Source organism: Nocardioides aequoreus (genome assembly GCF_000720335.1).
Lineage (GTDB): Bacteria > Actinomycetota > Actinomycetes > Propionibacteriales > Nocardioidaceae > Marmoricola > Marmoricola aequoreus.
Genome location: NZ_JOJN01000016.1, coordinates 23,608 through 45,488, shown reverse-complemented (window position 1 = coordinate 45,488; position 21,881 = coordinate 23,608). Strand labels below are relative to the sequence as shown.

Below are 21,881 nucleotides of genomic sequence, written 5' to 3'. Positions count from 1 at the left end.
GCTCCGAAAACGAACCCATCCCCGCTGTCAGTTAGCCACCGCGGATGGAGCCCAAACGGTAGGTCAGGTCAACCTGTCACCTGATCGTGCAGCAGACCCAAGGTCTCGGCGGTCCTGTTCGCGATCGGGGCGGTGTCGGGGACGGTGCTGAGCTTCGAGATGGGATTGTTGTGGCCGGGTCTGATGGGCACCTATGGCGACGTCCTCGGGTTGCCGTTCGCGTTTGAGGGCTTGGCGTTCTTCGTCGAGGCGATCTTCCTGGGCATCTATCTGTACGGGTGGGACCGGATGCCGCCCAAGAAGCATCTGCTGATGGTGCTGCCGATGGCTGTCACTGGGGTCATCGGGACGTTCTGCGTGATCGCGGTGAACGCCTGGATGAACGCCCCGGTCGGGTTCGACCTCGTCGACGGCGAGGTGCGCAACGTCGATCCGTGGGCGGTGTTGCTCAACCCGGATGCGTTCTGGCAGTTCCTGCACATGTGGGTGGCCGCCTATATGGTCGCCGGGTTCACGATCGCCTCGGTGTACGCGGTGGGGATGCTGCGGGGTCGCCGCGACCGGGCGCATCGGCTCGGCTTCACCCTCGCATTCGCCTTCGCGAGTGCCTCGGCCGTCGTCCAGCCGTTCGTTGGCCACCTGCTCGGCAGTCGCCTCGCCGAGACGCAGCCGGCCAAGCTCGCCGCGTTCGAGCTGGCGACCGAGACAGAGAGCCCGTCACCGCTGCGGCTGGGCGGCCTCCTCATCGACGGCGAGGTGAGGTGGTCGATCGACATCCCCTACTTGGGTTCGCTGATCGCGCGCAACTCCTTCACCAAGCCGGTTGAAGGCCTCTCCAGCTTTCCGGTCCAGGATCGGCCGCCGGTCAACATCACCCACCTTGCGTTCCAGAGCATGGTCGGCATCGGCACCCTTCTGATGGTGGCCGCGGTCGTCTTCTGGGTCGCCCGCTGGCGCGGCCGGGACCTGCTGGAGCACCGGTGGTTCCTCCGGCTCGCCGCAGTGTCCGGGGTGCTTGCAGTCGTCGCGATGGAGGCCGGGTGGATCGCCACCGAGGTCGGCCGACAGCCGTGGATCGTCTACGGCTTCATGCGCATACCGGAGGCCGCCGGGGAGAACTCGGGGCTGTGGTGGCTACTCGGGACAACAGCGGTCGTCTACACACTCATGACCTTCGGGGCGGTGGTGGTGTTGCGCTCCATGGCGCGGCGGTGGCGCTCCGGCGAGATCGACCTGCCCAGCCCGTACGGGCCGCAGGCCCAGCGCCCGCACGGCTCCGAGGCCTCGGCGCCGGAGGAGGCAAAGCGGTGAGCCTGGCAGTGGTGGTCGCTGCCGCACTGTTCGTGGGCGTGCTCGCCTACGCGCTGTTCGGTGGCGCCGACTTCGGGTCCGGCTTCTACGACCTCACCGCCGGCGGCGCGGCCCGGGGTGCCGAGCTGCGCACGCTGGTCGACCACAGCATCGGACCGGTGTGGGAGGCCAACCACGTCTGGCTGATCTATGTCCTGGTCACTTGGTGGACCGCGTTCCCCGAGACCTTCGCCGCCGCGATGTCGACACTCATCCTGCCGATGCTGCTCGTGCTGCTGGGGATCGTGCTCCGGGGTGCGAGCTTCGCGTTCCGCAAGTACGCCGCCACGCTCGGCCAGGCCCGCCTGTTCGGTGCCATCTTCGCGATCTCTTCGGTGATCACGCCGTTCTTCCTCGGGACCGTGGCAGGTGGGATCGCCTCCGGGCGGGTCCCCGCCGCCGGGCGCGGTGACCTGTGGACCTCCTGGCTCAACCCCACCTCGATCTTCGGCGGGATCATCGCGGTCGGCACCTGCGCCTTCCTCGCCGGGACCTTCCTGTGCGCCGACGCGCGCCGCTCCGGACAGCAGAACCTTGCCGAGCAACTGCAGTGGCGGACCCTCGCGGTCGGAGCCGTCACCGGCATCGTCGTCTTCGCCGCGTTGATACCGCTGCAGCAAGACGCGCCCACGCTTGCCGACGGACTCCAGAACCAGGCCGCACCCCTGATCGTGGTCTCGGCGCTTGCCGGCGCCGCCACGCTGGTACTGGTCGGCATCCGCCGCTTCGCGGTCGCCCGAGTGACCGCCCTGATCGCGGTCGCTGCCGTGGTCATGGGGTGGGGCGTGGGTCAGTACCCGTGGCTGCTCGTCGACGAGGTCACCATTGTCGAGGCCGCGGGTGCGCCGGCCACGCTCCAGGCACTGCTCGTCGCTGCCGGCCTGGCGGCCATCATCGTGCTCCCCGCGCTGGGCTACCTATACCAGCTGACCCAGACGGAGTCATGGTCGCGATAGACCGACAGCGATGGCCGGCCACTCCTCGCCCGGGTGGACGAACAGGACGAGCTGCCCAAGCAGCCCACTTCGCCACCTAGGGACCGCGGTCGCGTGATCCTGTCGGCGGCGGGAAGGGTGGGTCGCCGGAGGGTCACAGGCCGAACGCGCCGCCCTCGATCAGGATGACGAGGCCGAGCGCGATGAGGACGAGCGGAAACAGGATGTGCTCCCACCGTTCCAGCACCTCTGCGATCGGCTTTCGAGTGGCCACGAACCTGGCCGCAAGGACAAGGACGGCGACCAGGGCAAGGAACACGACGCAGTAGGCCACAAGGGTGCTGGTGCCGACCGCGAGGAACACCGGCACGTAGACCCCGATGTTGTCGCCACCGTTGGCGAAGGTGACTGCCGCCACGGTCAGGGCGCTGACGGGCTTGTCAGCGAGGGTGTCGTCGTCTTGGTCCCCGTTGCGCCATACCTGCCAGGCGGCGTAGCCACCCAGCAGCAGTGGAATGAGGCCGAAGTACGGGATGGCGCCGTCGGGGAGGAAGAACCCTGCTCCTAGCGTGACGGCGACTGAGGCAAGGAGAATGCCACCGAAGCCCAGGTACTGACCGGCGACGATCCTCGTGGTCGTCCCTCGTTGCCCGGCGCCGCGTGCGAAGAACAGTGACAGGACGATGATGTCGTCGATGTTGGTGACCAGGAACAGGCCGACCGCCTGCAGTGTGGAGCTGACCAATCCCATGTCTGTCGTCCTCGGTACTGACTGCTTCTTCGTGATGGCGAGGCTCGGGTCGGCTCGACGTGCTCGACGCTCGACCGGCGTCTCGCGGCAGCGGCGCACCGTCCGTGCGGTGGGCGATCAGGCCCCCGGCCGCTCCGATGGCGGCCCCGACGGGTGTCGAAAGTTGTCCGAGGTCGTCGAGGCGGTGGGGTGGCCCTCCACTGCCTCGGGGGGATCCGTGGTGCGCTCGGGACGGGCGTTCAGCAGCGCGATCACGATGAATCCGATGACCAGGAAGGTGTCGGCGAGGTTGAAGGTGGGCCACCAGCCGGTGTGAAGGTAGTCGGTGACCACCCCGTGGCGGGCGCGGTCGACCAGGTTGGCGACGGCGCCGCCGATCACGGCGCCTCCGGCGATCCTCTCGACGCGGCCGGCCGTGGGTGCCCGGTGCCAGGCGTACGCCATTATGGCGACAGCGATGGCGGCGGTGATGGCCACGACCACTGCGCTGGGGAGGGTGTCGCCCATGCTGAACGCCACACCGGCGTTGTAGGCCAGTTGGAGCTTGAGCGGCCCGAGGTCGACCGAGGAGTCGGCCAGCCGGGCTTCCGATGCGGCCTTGGCGGTCAGGTCGACCGCGGCCACCGTCGCTGCCGCCAACAGGATCGTGAGGCGACCGGTGCGCGGCCGCGTCGGGGCCTTGGAGGGGCCGCGGCTCACCGGGTCCCGGCTTCCGCGGGCGCCGGCACCGGGGCCGGGTGGGTGGCCGCTGGCGGGCGAGCGAGCGGGCGGGCGCGGCCGGCGCGGACGCCGTTGCCGATCACGAAGATCTCGGCGACCTCGTGGACCAGCACCACCGCGGCCAGCCCGAGCACGCCGAGGGCGGCGAGCGGGATCAGGATGGCGATCAAACCGAGGGAGAGGCCGACGTTCTGCAGCATGATCGACCGGGCCCGGCGGGCGTGGGTCAGGGTGTGCGGAAGGTGGCGCAGGTCCTCGCCCATCAGGGCGACGTCGGCGGTCTCGATGGCCACGTCGCTGCCCATGGCGCCCATCGCGATGCCGACGTCGGCGGTGGCCAGCGCGGGGGCATCGTTGACGCCGTCGCCGACCATCGCGGTGGGCCGGTTCTCGCGGAGCCGGGCGATGATGGCCGACTTGTCCTCGGGCCGGAGCTCGGCGTGCACGTCGGTGATGCCGGCCTGGCCGGCCAGCGCTGTGGCGGTGCGTTCGTTGTCGCCGGTGAGCATGGCGACCTGGTAGCCGCCGGCCCGGAGCCGGGCGACGACCTCGGCGGCCTCGGGGCGCAGGTCGTCGCGGACCGCGACGGCGCCGATCACGGCCCCGTCGTACTCGACCAGCACTGCAGTGGCGCCCGCTTCCTGCATCGCGGCGACCGGGTCGGCGAGATCGCCGACGGGGATCCAGCCGGGTCGGCCGAGGCGGGCCGGCCGGCCGTCGATGGTGCCGGTGAGGCCGGCGCCGATGACCGCTTCGAGGCCGGTGGCGTCGCGGTGGTCGGGGACGGCGGCGAGGATGGCGCGGGCCAGGGGGTGCTCGCTGCGGGACTCCAGGGCGGCCGCGATGTCGAGGACTTGCTCCCGGGTCTGGCCGGGTGCCGCGGCGACCTCGACGACGGAGGGTTGGTTGCGGGTCAGGGTTCCGGTCTTGTCCAGGGCGACGGCACGGATTCGGCCGAGGGCCTCCAGGGCGGCGCCGCCCTTGACCAGGGCGCCGATGCGGCTGGCGGCGCCGATGGCGGCGACCACGGTGACCGGTACGGAGATCGCCAGCGCACAAGGGGAGGCCGCGACCAGGACCACGAGGGCGCGTTCGATCCAGGTCGCGGGGTCGCCGAGCAGGCTGCCGGTGATGGCGATCACGGCCGCCAGCACCATGATCCCGGGCACCAGGGGCTGGGCGATGCGGTCGGCCAGGCGCTGGGCGTTGCCCTTGCGGGACTGCTCGGCCTCGACGATGGTGACGATCCGGGCCAGGGAGTTGTCCTCGGCGGTGGTGGTGACCTCGACCTCGAGGACGCCGGTGCCGTTGACGGAGCCGGCGTAGACGGTGTCCCCGGCGCCGGCCTCGACCGGGACGGACTCGCCGGTGAGGGCGGCGACGTCCAGCGCGGTGCGGCCGGTGCGGATGACGCCGTCGGTGGCGACCCGTTCGCCGGGCCGGACCAGCAGCAGGTCCCCGATGGCGAGCTCTACGGGGGTGACGGTGACCTGGGTGCCATCGCGCAGGATGGTCGCCTCGGCCGGGACCAGGGACAGCAGGGCGCGCAGGCCGCGGCGGGTGCGGGCGACGGCGTACTCCTCGAGGCCCTCGCTGATGGAGTACAGAAATGCGAGTGCGGCGGCCTCCGCGACCTCGCCGAGGATGACCGCGCCCACGGCGGCGAACGTCATCAGGGTGCCGACGCCGATCTTGCCCTTGGCGAGCCGCTTCAGCGTGCTGGGCACGAAGGTCCAGGCCCCCAGCGCCAGGGCGACGGCGTTCAGGCCGGTCGTCACCGACCGTGATGCGTCGTTGAGGTCGGCGATGAAGCCGGCGGCGAGGAAGAGTCCGGCGAGGGCGGCGAACCGCAGCTCGCTGACCTCCCAGAGCCGTTCCGGCTCGTGCTCCTCCGACTCGCTGTCGGCGGTGCGGGGCTCGTCGTGTCCGCAGCCGCAGGCATCCGTCACGGTGCTACTTCCTCCGTCGTGGTGGGGGTGGTCGCCGCATCTGTGTCGGTGGGGATGTCGTCTGGCCCATAGTTGGGGCAGAGCTCGACGGCCTCGCCGGTCAGGGCGAGCAGTTGCTCGGCCGCGCCGAGCAGGTCCATCAGCTCGGGGTGGGCGATGGAATAGAACATCTGCCGGCCTTCCGGTCGGCCGACGACCAGCCCGCAGTCACGCAGGCAGGCCAGATGGCCGGACACGGTGCCCTGAGCGACTCCGAGCGCCTTGGTGAGGTCCACCACCCGGCGCTCGCCGTGGGCGAGCTTTCGGACGATCGCCAGCCGGTTGCGGTCCGCGAGTCCGTGGAACAGGGCAGCCCCGCGCAGCAGCGCACCCTCAGAATCCACCGTTGTCATTGGCATAGCCCGATGATAGCGTCTCAGACATTGATCGTCCAACTCCGCTGACAGCGGGAATTCATGAAGGGGTAGGGCGGTGGTGACCACGGGCGGTGCAGGAGCGCGACCCGAAGCGGGATTTGGAGCGAGCGACGGACGCGAACCCATTTCTGCGGCTGCTGCTGCGACGCCGCGGTCTGGTGCTGGTGGCGGCGTTGTTGTTGATGGCTCTGGCCGGGGTCGTGGGTCGTGATGCTGGTGACAAGCTGGCCTCGGGTGCGTACCTGGATCCGTCCGCGGAGTCGCAAACGTACGTCGGAGCTGTTGACGCGGGAGTTTCCGGGCGGGCCGCCGAACTTGGTCCTGGTCGCCGAGTCGACCACCGGTGACGTCGACTCTGCGGCAGCCGTGGGGGCGGGGCGCGAGCTCACCGAGCGGCTTGCCGGGACGACCGGCGTTGTGGCGTGCAGTCCTACTGGGCGACTCCGGATCCGTCGTTGCGTGCAGGGACGGCCGGTCCGCGCTGGTCGCGGTGCAGCTGATCGGCGGCGAGAGCGCAGCACAGGAGACCGCGGCGAGGATCATCGACGACCTCGAGCAGGATCCGGGGCCGCTGCGAGTGAGCGCCACCGGGCCCGCCGCGGTCGGGCTGGCGGTCGATGAGCAGGCGGAGAGCGACCTGGTCTCCGCCGAGATGGTGACCTTGCCGATCACCCTGCTCGTGCTGCTGCTGGTCTTCGGCTCCGCTATCGCTGCCGCACTGCCGCTGCTGGTGGGTGCCGGCGCGGTGGTCGGCACGCTGGCGGTGCTGGGACTGCTGACCGAGGTCACCACGATGTCGACCTACGTGCTGAACCTGACCACCGCGCTCGGGTTCGGGCTGGCGGTGGACTACAGCCTGTTCCTGGTCACCCGGTTCCGCGAGGAACGACGCACCGGCCGCTCGGTGGAGGCCTCGGTGGTGATCGCCGTGCGCACCGCGGGCCGTACAGTGATGTTCTCCGCGGTCACGGTGGCGCTCTCGCTCTCGGCGCTGCTGCTGTTCCCGATGCCCTTCCTCCGCTCACTCGGGTACGCCGGGATCGCGGTCACCGCGCTGGCCGCGCTCGCCGCGGTGATCCTGGTCCCGGCGATGCTGGCCCTGGTCGGGCACCGGCTGGACCGCGCCGACCTGTCGCCCCGATCCGCCGGCGGATGACCCGGCGCCGCTCGCGAGTGGGGGAGGACCGGTTTCTGGCACCGGATCGCTGCCCTGGTGATGCGCCGTCCCGTGTTGGTCCTGGTCTCGGTCAGCGCGGTGCTGATCTTGTTGGTGCTGCCCTTCGCCGGGGTGCGGTTCGGGCTGCTGGACCACCGCACCCTTCCCGCCGACCACCCGGTGGCCGAGACCGCCGAACAGCTGGCAGCGGACTTCCCCGGCGCGGCCGAGGACCCGATCACGGTGGTGATACCAGAACGCGACGCCACGCCCGTTGGCGAGAGCGAGCTGGGCGAGTACGCCGCCCGGCTCTCGGCCCTGCCCGGGGTGGCGGTCGTGGAGACCGCCACCGGCCGGTACGTCGACGGGCAAACGACCCCTACGACCGGCCCGCAGGCTGAGGGTTTGAAGGCCCGCTACACCTCGGCAGCCGGAGTCTGGGTGGCCGTCACCGCCTCGGCCGCGGACCCCGCCGACGCCCGCAGCGTCGTACGTGACCTCCGTGACCAGCCGGCACCGGGGAGGTGCTGGTGGGCGGGTCGGCGGCCACGCTGGTCGATGCGACCGACACGATCGCCGACCGGTTGACGTGGGCATTGGGCGTGATTGCGCTGTCGACCTTCGTGCTGCTGTTCCTGTTCACCGGGTCGCTGCTGATCCCGGTGAAGGCGATCGTGACCAACCTGCTCAGCCTCAGCGCCACCTTCGGAGCCCTGGTCTATGTGTTCCAGGAAGGCCATCTGCGCTGGCTGGTCGGCGACTTCACCCCGACCGGCACCCTGGAAACCACGTTGCCGGTCCACCACCGAAGCGGTGGCGCAAGGCTTGCAGCGCACCGGCGGACTGATCACCGCCGCGGCCGCCATTCTGGTCACGGTCTTCTTGGCCCTCGCCGCCTCGAATCTCACCGCCTTGAAGGTGATCGGCGTCGGGTTGACGCTGGCCGTGGTCCTCGACGCCACCATCGTCCGCGGCCTGTTGGTGCCCGCCATCATGCGGCTGGCCGGCGAGGCCAACTGGTGGGCCCCCGCGCCGCTACGACGATGCACAACCGCCTCCGCCTCACCGACTGACTGGACTCCGCCACACGGAAAGGAGAAGGATCATGGCGACTGCGGACGACGACCCGCGGCGCTGGTGGGCGCTGGCCGCGCTCGGCCTGGCCGTGCTGACCCTCGGGTTCGACATCACCATCATGAACGTCGCCCTGCCGACCATTGCCACCGAGCTGGAGGTCGGCACCGATGGCCTGGAGTAGATGGTCAACGCCTATGTCCTGGTGATCGCCGGGCTGATGCTCACCTGCGGGGCGCTCGGCGACCGCTACGGCCGCAAACAGCTGCTCCTCATCGGTCTCGGCCTGTTCGGGATCTCCTCGGCTATTGCCGCCGGGGTCGACTCGGCCGCCCTGGTGATCGCCGCACGCGGCGTGATGGGACTGGGAGCGGCCATCATCATGCCGGTCGCGTTCGCGGTCCTCGCCGCGCTCTTCGGTCCCACCGAGCGCGGCAGAGCGGTCTCGCTACTGGTGATGGGGCTCGGCATCGGTATCCCGCTCGGGCCGATCATCGGCGGCTACCTGCTCGAGCACTTCTGGTGGGGCTCGATCTTCCTGATCAACGTCCCGATCGCGATCATCGGCGCCATCGCCATCGCGGTCCTGCTCCCTGAGTCGCGCGACCCAACGCCACGCCGCCCCGACTTGTGGGGGGCGGTGCTGTCCACGGCCGGGCTCACCTCGCTCGTCTACGGGTGATCGAGGCCCCCAGTCGCAGCTGGTCCGATTCGGTCACGATCGGGGCGATCAGTGCCGGAGTGCTGGTGCTGGCGCGCTTCGTGGCTTGGGAGCTACGCGTCCGCGACCCGATGATCGACCTGCACCTGTTCACCCGGCCACAGTTCCTGTGGCCAGCATCGCCGGCGTCCTCGTGATCTTCGGCATGCTCGGACTGCTGTTCGTCGTCCCGCGGTACCTGCAGTTCGTCGCCGGTCACGACGCCCTCGGCACCGGACTGCGGCTGCTCCCGCTGATCGGCGGCCTGGTCGTCGGCGCCCCGGCCGGGGCGCGGCTCGCCGCGCGCGCCGGCTACCGGGTGCCCGTCTCGGCCGGCTTGGCGATCCTGGCTACCGGAGGGGCCATCGGCGCCCTCACCGACCTCCAGTCCAGCTACGGGTTTGTCGCAAGCTGGCTCGCCACGGCCGGACTCAGGATCGGAATGGCGCTCGCGCCGGCCATGGACGCGGTGCTCGACGCGCTGTCGACCGAGCAAGCCGGGAGCGGTACCGCGATCACCATGACCCTTCGCCAGACCGGCGGCGCCCTCGGCGTCGCCCTGCTCGGCAGCCTCCTCGCCGAGGGCTACGCCAGTCGGTGAACACCGCCGGGTTGCCGGCCGAGGCGCCGGTCGCCGCCCGCGACTCCATCGCCGGGGAGCCCTCGCTACCGCTGCACGCCTCGGCGAGCCCGCGCTCGCTTCCAGCGCCACAAGCGCCTACCTGCACGGCATGTCCCTGGTGCTGATCGCCACCGCGATCACCGCCGGGCTCAGCGCCGGGCTCATCGCGCTGCGCCTGCCCGGCAAACCCACCGCCGGCAGCCGCACCACCGGCAGCCCTGAGCGTCACTTCCCACAAGCCAGCACCGTCCCCGAGGATCGGAGCACCCACTGATGCTGATGAACAGAGTGGAGACCCTCCTGGTCACCAGCCCCGCCAACCGCGCCTTCCAGCGCTGCGTCGAGGCCCCGATGCGGCTGACGGTCGCCTTCGGTCTGGTGGCTGGGTTCTTCGGGGTGGAGCTCGGGTTCGGGCTGTGGTCCGGCTCGCTGGCGCTGCTGTCGGACGCGGGGCACATGGCCGCCGACGTGGTCGCCCTGGGCGCCGCCCTGCCGCGACCAGGATCGCCACCCGCAAGGACACCAGCGGCATTCGCACCTTCGGCTCCTACCGCGCCGAGGTATTCGCCTCCGGTCTGGCGGTGCTGTTGATGCTCGGCGTGGCGGCGTACGTCTCGATCGCGGCGATCGGCCGGATCGGGGCCTCGGTCGAGGTCGAAAGCGGGGCGATGCTGATTGTCGGCGCGATTGGCCTGGCGGTGAACGTGGCCGCGCTGCTGCTGTTGCGCGGCGGCGCGAGGGAGAGCCTGAACGTCAAGGGTGCATATCTCGAGGTGGTAGCCGACACCTGGGTTCGGTGGGGGTGATCATGGCCGGCGTGCTGGTCGCCCGGACGGGAAGCGCTGTGGGACACCGCGATCGCGTTCGCCACGCGGTCTTCGTCGCCGTCCGTGCCGTCATCTTGGGTCGCGAGGTGCTGGCGGTCCTCGGGCAGCATGCGCCGGCCGGAGTTGAGCCCGCCCGGGTCGAGGACGAGCTGGCCGGCATCGCGGGAGTGACCGACGTGCACGACCTGCACCTGTGGACGCTGACCTCGGGCATGAACGTTGCGACGGCCCACCTGGTGGCGGCCAGCGCCGCCGACACCGACGGCGTGCTCGCTGCGGCGCGTGACGTGCTGCGCGAGCGGTTCGGCGTGGAGCACGCCACCCTCCCGGTCGAAACCGACCCGCCTCGTGCCACGAGATGTCCTGGTGACCCTCCGGGTCACCCTTCGCGATCTTGCCGGCGCTCGGCCGTTGGCTCCACCGGGAGCGCCGGAGGCTACGGCGAACCACGCCGCCGACTTGGGTCACGGCCGCGCGGTCGATGACCAACGCGGTGCCCGAGCCGCTCCGGCGGCGGCAATTGAGCTAGGGAAGAAACTTGTCCAGCCAGCGAAGAAGCGGCCCGATGACTCGTCGCTGATGGATCTGGCGGGAAAGCACTTGGTCGCGGATGGTCTGGGTGGCGCGGCGGATGAGGGCGAGCGGGGTGGCGTGTGCGCCGAGCAGGGCCGCTCGCCGGTGTAGGAACCTGGTGCAGTCGGCGCACACGGTCACCTCCGGGTGGGCGCCGAGGTGCACCATTCGATCGGGCGGGTAGGGGCGGCCGCAGCACCAGCACCCACCGGTGTGGGGCTGGGCGTCGTCGGTGCCGGGGGCCGCGCTCACCTGGCTAGTTTCCCACCGCAGCGTCTGGCTGACCCGGGGTCAGGTGAGGTCGGCCCACACCTGCCGTCCGGTCTCGGCGAGCTCGCGCAGGGTCGCGGCGGTGCCGGGTGGGTCGCCGGCCGTCTGGCGCCAGGTGGCCAGGTGGGCCTCGGTGCAGAACAGGTTGGCCTCGGGGCAGAAGTCGGCCTGGACGTTGGCGCACGGTCCGCCGGGGAGCCACCCGACGACCGGGATACCCGCTGGCAGGCTACCCGCGGTGATGGTGATCCGGAGGCCTGCGCCGCAGGTCGGGCAGCGGGTGTCGAGGACGGCGTCGAGCTCGAGGGCGGCGGGGATGCCGATGCCGTCGAAGGCGCACCAGGTCCAGTACTGGCGGCCGTCCAGCAGCAGCCGGTGCCAGGCGCGCGTGACGGCGAGGCCGCCGGCCGCGACGACCTCGCCCGACTCGTCGCGGCTGATGGCGCCGGCGGCGGCCAGCCTTCTGAGCGCGGCCTCGACCTGTTCGTCGGTGAGGTCCACTTCGGTGGCCAGCATGGCTGCAGTGATCGGGGCCGCGGTGGCCAGCAGCCGGGTGAACGCGGCCCGGCGCACCCGCGCCGCATCGGCGTCACCGACCTCGAGCAGCCCCGCGGTCGGGGTCTGCGGTTCATCAGTCATCGCTCCGGGTTCCTCTCAGGCACAGCAGGAGGTGGGCATCTGGTCGCGGAACAGGCCGGCGGCCAGACGAAGGCTCTCGGCCATCGTCAGGTAGGGCGCCCACGTGTTGGCGAGGTCGTCGACGGTCATCCGGGTTTTGATGGCGTAGGTGGCGGCCAACATGATCTCCCCGGCGCCGTCGGCGACCGCGTGCACGCCGAGCACCCGGCCGGTGCCGGCGTCGGCGACGAGCTTGACCGCACCCCGGGTGTCCCGGTTCACCAGCGCTCGCGGCACGTCGGCCAGGTCGAGCACCCGGCACTCGCACGAGAACCCGGCCGCGAGTGCGGCGGCCTCGGTCAGGCCGGCGGAGGCGACCTGCGGGCGGGTGAACGTCACCGCCGGGAGCCCGGTGTAGTCCACGGTCCGCTTCCCTTCCGGGTCCAAGGCGTTTGCGGCGGCCACGTGTCCGGCGGCGGCGGCGACGTAGACGTACTGCGGGGTGCCGGCGACGTCGCCGGCGGCGTGCACGCGGGGGTTGCCGGTGGCGTGGTGCTCGTCCACGACGACGAAACCCCGGTCGTCGACGGCCACCCCGGCCGCGGGCAGGTTCAGCGCGGCCGTGTCCGGGCGGCGGCCGGTCGCCACCAGCACCCGCTGAGCCTCGATCCGGGCACCCGAGACTGTGGTCACTACCGCGCCGCTCCCTAGGTTGGCGACGGTGGCGGCGTGCTCCTCGATCACGGTGATGCCGTCATCGGCGAACACCCTGCGCATCACCGCCGCGAGCTCCGGTTCGGTGTGCGGCGCCAGCCGGCCGACCACGGTGACCCGAGTACCCAGGTGCGCAAACAGCTGGGCCTGTTCCATCCCGACGTAGCCGCCGCCAATGACCACCAGGGAGGCCGGCAGCTCGCGCAGCTCCATCGCGGTGGTCGAGGTCAGGTATTCCACCTGCTCCAGCGAGGTGATGCCATCGATGTGCGGCTGCGCTCCGGTGGCCACCACATAGCAGCGGGCCCGCAGCGGCCGACCGTCCACCTCGAGCGTCTCGGGGTCGCGGAACCGGGCCTCGCCGTCGACGATGTCGAACCCATGTGCGGCCGCGACGTCGGCGTACTTGGCCTGCCGCAGGAACGAGACCAGGTCGTCCTTCTGGTCAACAAGCGCGGCCAGGTCTACGTCGCCCGCGCCGGTGGGCACGCCGGGGAACGGCTTGGTCAGCGCGGCGTGCCTCGCACCAGCGGCGGCCAGCAGCGCCTTGGACGGGACGCAGCCGCGGTTCACGCAGGTTCCGCCCAGGGCGCCGCGCTCGATGACGACGGCCGTGGCGCCTCGCCGGCGGGCCTCGATGGCGGCCGCCATCGCTGCGCCGCCGGATCCAATGATCGCCAGATCCACGTCGTAGCGGCCGGAGGCCGCGCTGTTGGTGCCGGTGTGCTCGGTCAAGGGTCTCCTCACGAAAGGCCGGGTCAAGGGGCGGTACAGTGCTCATCGTGAACCTTCCAGCACGATGGAAGGTCAAGTGCCGTCGGGAGGAGCACCATGCGAATCGGCGAGCTGGCCGAGGCGACCGGCACCACTACCAAGACGCTGCGGTTCTACGAGGAGGCCGGCCTCCTGCCGCCCGCCCACCGGGCCAGCAACGGTTACCGGGACTACGGACCCGACGCGGTGACCCGCCTGGACTTCATTCGCCGCGGCCGCGCCGCCGGTCTCACCTTGGCCCAGATCCGCGAGGTCATCGACATCCGCGACGCGGGGCAGACGCCCTGCAGTCACGTGCACGACCTGCTCACCATCCGACTGACCGACATCGACCGACAGATCGCCGATCTCCAAGGGCTTCGCGCCACCGTCGCCCGGCTGTGTCATGAAGCCGGACGGGCGGAACCGGCCGCCTGCGACGCCGAGGACGTCTGCCGCTACCTGTGACCCCTCCCGCCGCGGTGGGGCTGCGATACGCCAAAGGATCAGGTTGGCGGATTTCGAGCCTGGCGCTCCGAGCACCATGACACGGTTTGGTCGCGAGGACGCTGGAGCTGGGGCGTCGCCATTGGTCCGGAGTCGAGTTCGAACTCTACGGTGAGAAGTGACTACAGGTCGTAGTACTGACTGACTGACCCATGCTGACCTGCGCAAACGTCGAGGTTGGCCGGCTGTTTGTACCGGATGTGTAACAGGCTACCGGGTTGCTCTGGGCGTCCCACGCTGAGAGGGAGCGCCTAGATTGATCTAGATGATAGCCGCTTTCTAGATTGGCTTCACGTCGCGACGAAGCCCGGTGGAGTCGCGGAGCTCAATGAGAGTCGCCCGTGCGCCGCGCGGTGACCCAGGTGAACTGCTGCTCGGAGCCGTCGGGAGTGTGGTGGATCCGCGTTTCGGCGTGGGTGAGGGTGAAGGCGGGCGCGAAGAGGGCGGCGAAGTCGTCGGCTGAGTGCCGGGCCGTCGGCAGGCCCGAGCAGGACGTGGGTCCGTCAGGGCCGAAGGTGGCCAGGACGAGCAAACCGCCGGGGGAGAGGGTGCGGGCGGCCAGGTCGACGTACGCCGATTGGTCGGCCGGAGCTGTGAGGAAGTGGAGTACGGCGCGGTCGTGCCAGGCGTCGTAGGTGCGCGCGGGCTTCCAGGAGAGGACGTCGCTGACGACGTAGGTGACCCGGCCCTTCGCGGAGCCGAGACGTTCGCGCGTCACTGCGACCGCCTGGTGGGAGATGTCGAGCACGGTGATGTCGTCGCGGCCGTCGGTCAGGAGCGCGTCGGGGAGCCTGGACGCGCCGGCCCCGATGTCGACCACCGAGCCGGGCTGTCGGCGTAGCAGCTCCACGGAGTGGGTGGGCGTCTCCTCGAACCACGACACTTTGTCGAGGTCGCGCGACGCGAAGACGGCATCCCAGTGATCAGCGCGCTCGTCGCTCATCGGAAGGCGCACCCGTTGCTGACGCCGAGTCGGCGGAAGATGACGGCGGCGGGGCAGAAGCCGGTGATGGACGACTGGAGCAGGTTGAGCCCGACGAAGGCGGTCAGCAGCAGCCACCACGGTGACACGAGGGCGACCAGCAGGGCGCTGAGCAGGGTCATGGTGCCGGCGAGGAGGAGTACGGCGCGGTCGAGGTTCATGCCTTGCCTCCGAAGAGGCGGCTGAAGAACCCGATGCCGGCCTCGCGGGGGTGGCCGGCGCATCGGTCGGCGCGCGGGACGCGGGAGAGGACCTGGTCGACATGCTGGCCGCAGCCGGCCCAGGTGGTCTTGCCGCACTTCTTGCAGCTGACTGCTCGGCACATGGTGGAACTCCTTCGTTTCGAGGTGATGGTGAGGGTGGTGAGGCTGGGATGGGAGGTGTGGTCCGGACACCCGTGGGGACGGGCGCCCGGACCACGTGCCGCGGCGTAGGGGGGACACGCCGCGGCGGTCGAGGGGCGATCAGCCGTGCGAGAACGTGATGGTCGGCAACACACGTCGCAGCCAGGCCGGCGACCACCAGGCGGCTTTGCCGGTGAGGCGCAACATGACCGGCAGCAGCACGAGCCTCACGAGGAAGGCGTCGAGCAGCACGGCGACGCCGAGCACGATGCCCATCTCCTTCGGGGGAAGCGGGCCGGAGAGCGCGAAGGTGAAGAACACCGCGACCATGACCGCGCCGGCGGCGAAGATGACCCTTCCGGAGTGGGCCAGTGAGCCGACCATGGCGTCCTTCGGGTCGCCGGAGTGTTCGTAGTGCTCCTTGGCCGAGGCCAGCAGGAACACCGTGTAGTCCATCGCGATCGCGAAGATCATCGCGAAGAAGAACACCGGCGCCCACGCGTCGAGGAAGCCCTGGCTCTCGAAGCCGAAGAAGTCGGCGCCGAAACCTTCTTGGAAGACCAGACGGGCCACGCCGAAGGCGGCGGCGGTCGAGAGCAGGCTGGCCAGCGTGCCCAGCAGCGAGATCAGCGGCGCCTGGAGCGCGACGAGCAGCAGCAGGAAGCCGAGCACGAGAACGACCCCGATCACCAGCGGCGTGGAGTCGTCGAGCTGGGCCTTGAGGTCGAGGTTCTCCACCGCCGCGCCTCCGACGAGCGCGCCCTCGGGCAGGTCGGCGCGCAGCCGGTCGACGGTGTCGCTGAGGGCGGGGTCGGAGGGGTCGACGGTCGGGACGGCCTGGATGAGGACCAGCCCGCTGTCGTCGGCCGCCGGCATGGCCGGCATCGCCCCGGCAATGCCGGGGTCGGAGGCTAGCACGGTGCTCGCGGCGTCGGCGTCGGCGTCCTTCATCACGATCTGGAGCGTGCCGGGCGCACCTTCGCCGAAGGACTCCTGGACCAGGTCATAGCCAATGCGGGCGCTGGCGTCCTCGGGCAGGACCTTGATTGACGGCATGGCGGTCTTGAGGCCGATGATCGGGGCGGCGAGCGCGAGCAGCACGATGAGCGCGCTCAGGCCCCAGACGACCGGGTGCTTCCAGAGCCGCTCGCCCCACGCGGCGAACTTCGGGGAGCGGTGCTCTCCGGTCTTGACCCAGGGCAGGGACAGCTTGTTGATCTTGTGGTCGAGCTTGGACAGCACCAGCGGTAGCAGGGTGAGGGTGGCGGCCAGGACGAAGACGACCGAGAGCATGATCCCGCCGGCCATGGAGCGGAAGGACGGCGACGGCACGAGCATCACGGCCGAGAGCGAGATCAGGACGGTGGCGCCGGAGAGGAGCACGGCCTTGCCGGCGGTGTCCATGGTCTCGGCGACGGCCTGGCGGGCGGAGTTGCCGGAGCCCATGCGGGAGGCGCGGTAGCGGACGACGAGGAAGAGCGCGTAGTCGATGCCGAGCGCGAGGGCGAACATCATCGCGAAGTTCATCGCCCAGATGGAGACCGGGACGAGCTCGTTGATGAGGACCAGTGAGCCGGCGGAGGCGACGAGGCCGGCGAGGGTCAGGATCAGGGGGAGGCCGGCGGCGACGAGGGCGCCGAAGGCGAGCACGAGGATCGCCATGGTGACGGGCCAGGAGACCATCTCGGACTTCAGCATCGCTTCGAGGTTGGCCTCGTTGAAGTCCGACCACAGCAATGAGGAGCCGGTCGGGTTGACCTGGATGCCTTCGACCGAGAGGTCCTGGAGGTCTCTCTTGAGGTCGGTGGCGACACGGACCATCTCGTTGGTGTCGGCACCCGCGCCGGCGAGGATGATCGCGGTGCTGCCGTCCTGGCTGATGGTCGCGCCGGGCATCGGCGCGATCACCTCAGCGATGCGGGGCTCGGCCTCGAGCATCCGGGTCACCTGGGCGAGGACATCGGCGCCGGGGCCCTCGGTGACGGGGCCGTCGGTAGAGTGCACGACGACCTGGATCGCGGAGGAGGCGTTGCCGCCGAAGCTCTCCTGGGCGAGCTCGCGCGCGGCGACGGACTGCGAGCCGTCGGCCTGCCAGCCGGCGCCGGACAGGTTGTGCTCGACCTGGGGGGCGAAGGCGCCCAGCCCGATGATCAGTAGCAGCCAGACGCCGGTGACGAGCTTGGCGTGGTTGGTCACCCAGAGGCCGAGACGGCCCAGGGGTCCGGGGCGGAAGCCGGGAGTGAAGTCGCGGGAGGCGCCCTTCGACGGGGCGGTGGTGGTGCTCATGGAAGTTCCGTTCGGTGAGGGGTGAGCGATGGGGTGTGGTCAGAGGAGGGCGGGGACGGCTCGGGCGGCCGTGTAGACGGCGACGCCGAGGACCAGGACCGCGAAGGCGCCCTGGAGCCGGTTGGTGCTGACACGGTCGGCGAGACGGGCCCCCGCGACGGCTGCTGCCGCCGACATCGCGGTGAGGACGGCGACGGGAGACCAGTCCGGCGGGACGCCGGCACCGGCCCGGACGGCCAGGGCGGCGGCGCTGGTGATGGTGATGACCACGAGCGAGGTGCCGGCGGCGTAATCCATCGGCAGCGCGAGGGCGAGCAGGAGGGCGGGCACGACGAGAAAACCGCCGCCCACGCCCAGGAAGCCGGTCAAGGTCCCGACGACGGTGGCGGTCACCAGTACCTTGAGCGCCCGGGGGCACTGGCAGGCGAATGTTGGGCTGAACGTGATGATCGGGTCGTCTAGGGCCGGCCGCGCGGCGTGCCTAGGGTCGTCTCGGCGACCGTGGCGTAGCTGGCGCCAGGCCAGCATCCCGCCGACCAGCAGCATCAGGGCGGCGAAGGCGGCCAACAGGACGTCCTCGGAGACCAGATTTGACGCCTCCGCTCCCGCCATCGCCCCTCCGATCGCGGCCAGGCCGAAGACCAGGCCGCGGCCGAGGAGCACGTTGCCTGCGCGGTGTGCGGCGATCGCCCCGATCAGGGAGGTGACGCCGACGACCACGAGTGATCCGGTGGTCGCCTGGGAGGCGGACTGGCCGAGCAGGTACACCAGCACCGGCACGGCCAGGATCGAGCCGCCGCCACCGAGTGCCCCCAGGGACAGGCCGATGAGCGCGCCGGCGACGACGGCGAGGAGCAGTGTCATCTCAGGCGTCGGGCCCGTCGGCGCCGTCGGTCGTGTCGGTGCTGTCGTCTTCGGGGCTCACCAGGTGCAGACCGACCTTCTCGGCGTTCTCGAAGGAGTCGTCGACCGCAACCGGGGTGCGGCCGGCGGCAGCGACGAACGAGGCAGCGACCGAGGCGCGGTACCCGCTGGCGCAGTGCACCCACACCTCACCGGCCGGCACCTCGCCGACGCGACGGGGCAGCTCGTGGATCGGGATGTTGACCGCCCCGGCAATCGCTGCACCCTCGTACTCGTCGGCGCGGCGCACGTCGAGCACCACGACGTCGCGGTGGTGACGCACCTGCGCCAAATCGGCGAAGGTGGCGGTGGGAAAGCTGCTGAGCTCGCCGTCGCTCCAGTCCTGCGGTCCGCCGGTGGCCTGGGCTGCGGGCCGGTCGATGCCGATCCGGACCAGCTCGCGCTGGGCGGTGGCTACGTCCTCGGCGGTCTCGCCGAGCAACGTCACGGCGGTGCCCCACTCGATCAGCCAGCCCAGGTAGGTCGAGAAGGCACCGTCGAGACCGAAGTTGAAGGTGCCGGGGGCGTGCCCGGCGGCGAAGGCCTTGCGATTGCGCAGGTCCACCACCCACTCGCCCGCCTCGATCCGGCGCCGCAGCTCGGTCGCGTCGGCCTCCTGCACCGAGGAGAGGTCGGGCGCGGAGGGACCGGCGGCGTTGGCCGGTGACATGTGCACGTAGTACGCCGGCCAGGCACCGAGTCCGTCCAGCAGCTCGCCGACGTAGATCTCCTCGTCCTGGGTTAGGACCGGGTTCGAGCGCTTCTCGTCGCCGATCGTCGAGGCGGTGGCATCGGACTGCGTGGCCGAGCAGAACGACCCGAACCCGTGCGTCGGGTAAACCTCGGCCTCATCGGGAAGCTCGGTTGCGAGCTTGTGCGCCGAGGCGTGCTGGTGGCGCACCAGGGCGTCGGTGTGCTCCTCTCCGAGCAGGTCCGGCCGGCCGGTGGCGCCGTAGAGCAGCGAGCCGCCGGTGAACACGGCGTACGGCTCTTCGCCGTCGGGCCCATCGACCGAGAGCGCGTAGGACAGGTGGGTGAAGGTGTGACCGGGGGTGGCGATCGCGCGGACGCGCACCTGGTCGCCGACCTCGACGACCTCGCCGTCGGCGATCGGGGTTCGGTCGAAGGACACGTCGTCCTCGCCGTTGACCAGGTAGGCCGCTCCGGTTGTCTGCGCGAGCGCCAGGCCACCGGTGACGTAGTCGTTGTGGATGTGGGTCTCAAAGACGTGGGTCAATCGGACCCCGTCGGCCTCGAGCACCTCCAGCACCCGGTCGATGTCGCGCTGCGGGTCGATCACGAGGGCGACTTCACCGTCGTGGACCACGTAGGTGCGGTCGCCGAGGGACGGCGTCTCCAGGGTCCGGACGGTCAGCCCGTCGGCTGGCCGCTGCTGCGCCTCTTCGGTCGCCGAGGCCGGCGCGGGTGTCTCGGTGGTGGTGTCGTCAGTCATATGTTCGCCTCACTTCTCGATCGGTCGCCCGGAGCGGATCCAGGCTCTGGTGCCACCGGCGACATCCATCGCGTCGAAGCCGTTGGCGGTCAGAACGTCGGCCATCGCGCTGCTGCGATTGCCCGAGGCGCACACCACGTGCACCGGTCGGTGCGGGTCAATCTCGCCCAGGCGGGCGGTCAGTTGGCCCATCGGGATGTTGGTCGCACCAGGCACGTGGCCCTCGCGGAACTCCGCAGGCTCGCGGACGTCGATGACAGGCGCGCCCTGATCGAGCGCTGCAGCGAGCTGGTCGACGGTGGTCTCACGCACAGAGGGGACTCCTTCACGGGCTGATCGAACCTGTTACGACACAACCCCCCGGGGGGTTCGAGATGCAAGTTAGCACAACCCCCGGGGGGGTTGTACAGTTGGCGGACGAAGCCCCTGAAAGGGCCACCAAGAGACCAACGAAAGGCAGGACAATGGCCGACTACACGCTCGCGATCACCACGGAGCGCACCTACGAGGAGACGGTGGCTGCCGTGCGCGAGCAGCTCGCCGAGGCAGGCTTCGGCGTGCTCACCGAGATCGACCTGAAGTCGACCTTCAAGACCAAACTCGACGTCGACGTCGCCCCCCAAGTCATCCTCGGCGCCTGCCGCCCGCAACTCGCCCACCAGGCACTGCAGGCCGAGCCGTCCATCGCTGCGCTGCTGCCGTGCAACGTCGTCGTCCGCTCGGTGGGAGAGAAAGCCACGGTTGTCGAGGCCTTCGACCCGGCGATGATGACGTCGTTCGTCGCCGAGCCGAGCGAAGCGCTGCGTGCCGTCTCCGAGGACGCACGGGCGCGACTCCTTACGGCCCTGTCGGCCGTCGCCGCTGCCCCTATCGCTTCTACCAAGAACAGAGGGCAGGCCTGATGGACCTCGAGCCCACCGAGATCAAGGCGATCATCACCCGTATGAAGCGCGCCAACGGCCACCTCGCCAGCGTGATCCGCATGATGGAGGAAGGCTCCGATTGCGAGTCTGTCCTCACCCAACTCGCCGCGGTCAACAAGGCCCTCTCCCGTGCTGGCTACGCCATCGTTGCCACGGGGCTGCAGCACTGCCTCACCGAGTCCAACGAGGGTCTCGACGCCGTGGACGTCAAGAAGATGGAGAAGCTCTTCCTCGCCCTGGCCTGAGGCGGTCCAGCCGCGGCGCTCACGACCCGGTGCCGGCGTACTTCCTTCGTCATGATCTTCGCGATCGCGATGGACCCACACCGTCTTCCTGCTCGCCTCCGCCAAGGAGCACTACGAGCATCGGGAACCCGAAGGACGCCATCATCGGCTCCCTGGCCCATCCCGGGCGCGTGATCCTCGCCGCCGGTGCCGTCATGGTCGCGGTGATCTTTACCTTCGCACCGGCTGAACCCACACCTCGTCCCACCACCGACCCTCGAGAACAGGAGCACACCATGCGCCGTGCCACGACATGCCGCACCTGCGGCAGGTCCACCTGGACCGGCTGCGGCCAACACGCCAACCAGGTGCGGGCCTCCTCCGCAGACCGGTGGTGCCCCGCCACCACCAACCGGCTCGGGAAGCCAGCTGGCTCAATCGCGTCCTCAAGCGGTGAGCGGAGATGACCAAACGTCTTATGGAGCACGCCGATCCGGACAGAGCGACAAGTGGCGCCTCGGCCGACGCGCCCCACACCCTCCGTCTATCGGGGGCGGCCACCCCGTCGCGCCTCCTCGCGGCTCGGCGCGCACAGGTCGGTCGTCACTGGCGTCCTCGGAGGCATGCAAGACGCGCCGGAACCCGAACCGTAGTCCCTGCAACGCACCCGCCGGCCAAGAAGCCCGTCTGTCCCACCCTCCGGCCACCAGGACTAGGACCATGCCCGAGTGGGACCGCGGCGGCCGTCGCCCACAGTTCGCAGAGCGGTTCCCCGAGCGCGCATTTCGGCCGGCCCGGCGTCTACCGACACCAACTGGCAGGGGCGGCCGC

Annotated in this window: 27 protein-coding genes and 3 pseudogenes; 17 read left to right on the top strand and 13 right to left on the bottom strand. The window is 70.4% G+C overall.

Translation table 11 applies throughout. The features are described 5' to 3' along the window. Nucleotides 1-111: 111 nt before the first annotated feature. Nucleotides 112-1,311 (top strand): annotated as a pseudogene (locus IG63_RS0118820) (cytochrome ubiquinol oxidase subunit I); the annotation flags it as partial. Then, nucleotides 1,308-2,306, top strand: a complete 999-nt coding sequence (locus tag IG63_RS0118815; RefSeq protein ID WP_030485886.1) for a cytochrome d ubiquinol oxidase subunit II — start codon at nucleotides 1,308-1,310, stop codon at nucleotides 2,304-2,306. The pseudogene IG63_RS0118820 and the gene IG63_RS0118815, both read left to right, overlap by 4 nt. A gap of 133 nt (nucleotides 2,307-2,439) precedes the next feature. On the opposite strand, the gene IG63_RS0118810 is transcribed toward IG63_RS0118815, so the two are convergent. The 4 genes from IG63_RS0118810 to IG63_RS21070 form a co-directional block, all read right to left on the bottom strand. Further along, the gene (locus IG63_RS0118810; protein WP_030485885.1) at nucleotides 2,440-3,036 is read right to left on the bottom strand and encodes a cadmium resistance transporter; all 597 of its coding nucleotides are present in this window, start codon (nucleotides 3,034-3,036) and stop codon (nucleotides 2,440-2,442) included. A 117-nt stretch (nucleotides 3,037-3,153) separates the two neighbouring features. Next, nucleotides 3,154-3,735, bottom strand: coding sequence for a signal peptidase II (lspA, locus tag IG63_RS0118805; protein ID WP_051707221.1), 582 nt, complete (start codon nucleotides 3,733-3,735; stop codon nucleotides 3,154-3,156). Then, a complete protein-coding gene (locus IG63_RS0118800) occupies nucleotides 3,732-5,705 on the bottom strand; it encodes a heavy metal translocating P-type ATPase (RefSeq protein ID WP_030485883.1) in 1,974 nt (657 codons plus the stop codon). The genes lspA and IG63_RS0118800 overlap by 4 nt, the downstream gene beginning before the upstream one ends. Continuing rightward, nucleotides 5,702-6,103, bottom strand: coding sequence for an ArsR/SmtB family transcription factor (locus IG63_RS21070; protein ID WP_051707220.1), 402 nt, complete (start codon nucleotides 6,101-6,103; stop codon nucleotides 5,702-5,704). The genes IG63_RS0118800 and IG63_RS21070 overlap by 4 nt, the downstream gene beginning before the upstream one ends. Nucleotides 6,104-6,464: 361 nt before the next feature. Between IG63_RS21070 and IG63_RS21840 the strand changes: the two genes are divergently transcribed. The 12 genes and pseudogenes from IG63_RS21840 to IG63_RS23695 all read left to right on the top strand — a co-directional run bounded on the left by IG63_RS21840 (nucleotide 6,465) and on the right by IG63_RS23695 (nucleotide 10,985). Next, the gene (locus tag IG63_RS21840; RefSeq protein ID WP_084597331.1) at nucleotides 6,465-7,277 is read left to right on the top strand and encodes an MMPL family transporter; all 813 of its coding nucleotides are present in this window, start codon (nucleotides 6,465-6,467) and stop codon (nucleotides 7,275-7,277) included. 72 nt (nucleotides 7,278-7,349) lie between these two features. Beyond that, nucleotides 7,350-7,865 (top strand): hypothetical protein, encoded by a 516-nt coding sequence (locus IG63_RS21835; protein WP_157210295.1) that lies wholly within the window; start codon nucleotides 7,350-7,352, stop codon nucleotides 7,863-7,865. Beyond that, nucleotides 7,802-7,954: pseudogene (locus tag IG63_RS24010) on the top strand (hypothetical protein); the annotation flags it as partial. The gene IG63_RS21835 and the pseudogene IG63_RS24010, both read left to right, overlap by 64 nt. A gap of 43 nt (nucleotides 7,955-7,997) precedes the next feature. Next, a pseudogene (locus IG63_RS24005) lies at nucleotides 7,998-8,258 on the top strand (MMPL family transporter); the annotation flags it as partial. Between the two features lie 124 nt (nucleotides 8,259-8,382). Beyond that, nucleotides 8,383-8,535, top strand: a complete 153-nt coding sequence (locus IG63_RS23395) for a hypothetical protein (protein ID WP_211249404.1) — start codon at nucleotides 8,383-8,385, stop codon at nucleotides 8,533-8,535. Next, entirely contained in the window at nucleotides 8,536-9,033 is a 498-nt protein-coding gene (locus IG63_RS23390; protein ID WP_281174313.1) for an MFS transporter, read from the top strand. After that, nucleotides 9,030-9,209: a hypothetical protein gene (locus IG63_RS23385; protein WP_211249402.1), complete on the top strand. Its 180-nt coding sequence runs from the start codon at nucleotides 9,030-9,032 to the stop codon at nucleotides 9,207-9,209. The genes IG63_RS23390 and IG63_RS23385 overlap by 4 nt, the downstream gene beginning before the upstream one ends. Further along, nucleotides 9,182-9,652 carry an MFS transporter gene (locus IG63_RS23380; RefSeq protein ID WP_211249401.1) on the top strand — a complete coding sequence of 157 codons (471 nt, stop codon included), beginning with the start codon at nucleotides 9,182-9,184 and terminating at the stop codon, nucleotides 9,650-9,652. Before IG63_RS23385 ends, IG63_RS23380 begins: the two co-directional genes overlap by 28 nt. Before the next feature lie 130 nt (nucleotides 9,653-9,782). After that, nucleotides 9,783-9,947 (top strand): hypothetical protein, encoded by a 165-nt coding sequence (locus tag IG63_RS23375; protein ID WP_211249400.1) that lies wholly within the window; start codon nucleotides 9,783-9,785, stop codon nucleotides 9,945-9,947. Then, nucleotides 9,947-10,264, top strand: a complete 318-nt coding sequence (locus IG63_RS23880) for a cation efflux transmembrane domain-containing protein (protein WP_342665979.1) — start codon at nucleotides 9,947-9,949, stop codon at nucleotides 10,262-10,264. The genes IG63_RS23375 and IG63_RS23880 overlap by 1 nt, the downstream gene beginning before the upstream one ends. Further along, nucleotides 10,177-10,479 (top strand): cation efflux transmembrane domain-containing protein, encoded by a 303-nt coding sequence (locus IG63_RS23700; protein WP_281174314.1) that lies wholly within the window; start codon nucleotides 10,177-10,179, stop codon nucleotides 10,477-10,479. The genes IG63_RS23880 and IG63_RS23700 overlap by 88 nt, the downstream gene beginning before the upstream one ends. A 2-nt stretch (nucleotides 10,480-10,481) precedes the next feature. Next, nucleotides 10,482-10,985, top strand: coding sequence for a cation transporter dimerization domain-containing protein (locus IG63_RS23695; protein ID WP_245604510.1), 504 nt, complete (start codon nucleotides 10,482-10,484; stop codon nucleotides 10,983-10,985). 379 nt (nucleotides 10,986-11,364) lie between these two features. On the opposite strand, the gene merB is transcribed toward IG63_RS23695, so the two are convergent. Together merB and merA are read right to left on the bottom strand one after the other, a co-directional pair. Beyond that, complete coding sequence (gene merB / locus IG63_RS0118770; protein WP_030485880.1) at nucleotides 11,365-11,982, bottom strand: organomercurial lyase; 618 nt, start codon at nucleotides 11,980-11,982, stop codon at nucleotides 11,365-11,367. 15 nt (nucleotides 11,983-11,997) lie between these two features. Next, complete coding sequence (merA, locus tag IG63_RS0118765; protein WP_281174312.1) at nucleotides 11,998-13,410, bottom strand: mercury(II) reductase; 1,413 nt, start codon at nucleotides 13,408-13,410, stop codon at nucleotides 11,998-12,000. A gap of 96 nt (nucleotides 13,411-13,506) precedes the next feature. Here merA and IG63_RS0118760 point away from each other — a divergent pair, with 96 nt between their 5' ends. Further along, nucleotides 13,507-13,896 (top strand): heavy metal-responsive transcriptional regulator, encoded by a 390-nt coding sequence (locus IG63_RS0118760; RefSeq protein ID WP_030485878.1) that lies wholly within the window; start codon nucleotides 13,507-13,509, stop codon nucleotides 13,894-13,896. Nucleotides 13,897-14,260: 364 nt separating this feature from the next. Here IG63_RS0118760 and IG63_RS0118755 read toward each other — a convergent pair whose 3' ends face one another. From IG63_RS0118755 to IG63_RS0118725, 7 genes are all read right to left on the bottom strand, one after another. Continuing rightward, on the bottom strand, nucleotides 14,261-14,878 hold the full coding sequence (locus IG63_RS0118755; RefSeq protein ID WP_030485877.1) for a class I SAM-dependent methyltransferase: 618 nt from the start codon (nucleotides 14,876-14,878) through the stop codon (nucleotides 14,261-14,263). Next, nucleotides 14,875-15,078, bottom strand: coding sequence for a YgaP family membrane protein (locus tag IG63_RS0118750; RefSeq protein WP_030485876.1), 204 nt, complete (start codon nucleotides 15,076-15,078; stop codon nucleotides 14,875-14,877). The genes IG63_RS0118755 and IG63_RS0118750 overlap by 4 nt, the downstream gene beginning before the upstream one ends. Then, complete coding sequence (locus tag IG63_RS23125; RefSeq protein ID WP_169741828.1) at nucleotides 15,075-15,242, bottom strand: hypothetical protein; 168 nt, start codon at nucleotides 15,240-15,242, stop codon at nucleotides 15,075-15,077. The genes IG63_RS0118750 and IG63_RS23125 overlap by 4 nt, the downstream gene beginning before the upstream one ends. A gap of 139 nt (nucleotides 15,243-15,381) precedes the next feature. Then, nucleotides 15,382-17,547 (bottom strand): MMPL family transporter, encoded by a 2,166-nt coding sequence (locus tag IG63_RS0118740; protein ID WP_030485875.1) that lies wholly within the window; start codon nucleotides 17,545-17,547, stop codon nucleotides 15,382-15,384. A gap of 39 nt (nucleotides 17,548-17,586) precedes the next feature. Then, a complete protein-coding gene (locus IG63_RS0118735; protein ID WP_030485874.1) occupies nucleotides 17,587-18,411 on the bottom strand; it encodes a TSUP family transporter in 825 nt (274 codons plus the stop codon). A 1-nt stretch (nucleotide 18,412) separates the two neighbouring features. Further along, nucleotides 18,413-19,903 carry an MBL fold metallo-hydrolase gene (locus IG63_RS0118730; RefSeq protein ID WP_084597329.1) on the bottom strand — a complete coding sequence of 497 codons (1,491 nt, stop codon included), beginning with the start codon at nucleotides 19,901-19,903 and terminating at the stop codon, nucleotides 18,413-18,415. A gap of 9 nt (nucleotides 19,904-19,912) precedes the next feature. Then, a complete protein-coding gene (locus IG63_RS0118725) occupies nucleotides 19,913-20,215 on the bottom strand; it encodes a rhodanese-like domain-containing protein (protein WP_030485872.1) in 303 nt (100 codons plus the stop codon). A 152-nt stretch (nucleotides 20,216-20,367) separates the two neighbouring features. On the opposite strand from IG63_RS0118725, the gene IG63_RS0118720 reads away from it, so the two are divergent. Both IG63_RS0118720 and IG63_RS0118715 read left to right on the top strand, forming a co-directional pair. Next, nucleotides 20,368-20,805: a DUF302 domain-containing protein gene (locus tag IG63_RS0118720; RefSeq protein WP_030485871.1), complete on the top strand. Its 438-nt coding sequence runs from the start codon at nucleotides 20,368-20,370 to the stop codon at nucleotides 20,803-20,805. After that, a complete protein-coding gene (locus IG63_RS0118715) occupies nucleotides 20,805-21,071 on the top strand; it encodes a metal-sensitive transcriptional regulator (protein ID WP_030485870.1) in 267 nt (88 codons plus the stop codon). The genes IG63_RS0118720 and IG63_RS0118715 overlap by 1 nt, the downstream gene beginning before the upstream one ends. Nucleotides 21,072-21,881: the final 810 nt, after the last annotated feature.